Annotated in this window: 1 protein-coding gene; it reads left to right on the top strand. The window is 61.9% G+C overall.

What is annotated here, in order from left to right:
- Positions 1-515: PLP-dependent transferase (locus EN993_RS38220; protein WP_245469084.1), on the top strand; the 515-nt coding region annotated here is incomplete at both ends.

The following is a 515-nucleotide window of genomic DNA, read 5'->3' as shown; positions in this document are numbered from 1 at the left end:
CCTATATCCAGCGGCCGCTGGAGCTCGGCATCGATATTGTCGTGCATTCGACGACCAAATATCTCAACGGCCATTCCGACATGGTCGGCGGCGTGGCTGTTGTCGGCGACAACAAGGACCTCGCTGCCCAGCTGAAATTCCTGCAGAACGCCATCGGCGCTATTTCAGGCCCGTTCGACAGTTTTCTGGCGCTGCGCGGTCTCAAGACTTTGGCGCTGCGCATGGAACGTCATTCGGCGAACGGCCTCAAGATCGCCAAGTGGCTTGAAGGCCGCAAGGACGTGCGCCGCGTCATCTATCCCGGTCTCGCCAGCCATCCGCAGCATGACATCGCCGAGCGCCAGATGCATGCCTTCGGCGGTATGATCACGGCCGTGCTCGACCGCGACCTCGCCGGCACAAAACGCTTCCTCGAACGCACGCAATTGTTCACGCTGGCCGAGAGCCTGGGCGGGGTGGAAAGCCTGATCGAGCACCCGGCGCTGATGACGCATGGCTCCATTCCGGCCGAGAAG

The organism is Mesorhizobium sp. M7D.F.Ca.US.004.01.2.1 (genome assembly GCF_003997785.1).
In the GTDB taxonomy this organism is placed as follows: Bacteria; Pseudomonadota; Alphaproteobacteria; order Rhizobiales; family Rhizobiaceae; genus Mesorhizobium; species Mesorhizobium loti.
Note: the sequence above shows the minus strand (reverse complement) of the source record. Positions and strands in the feature narration are given on the sequence as shown.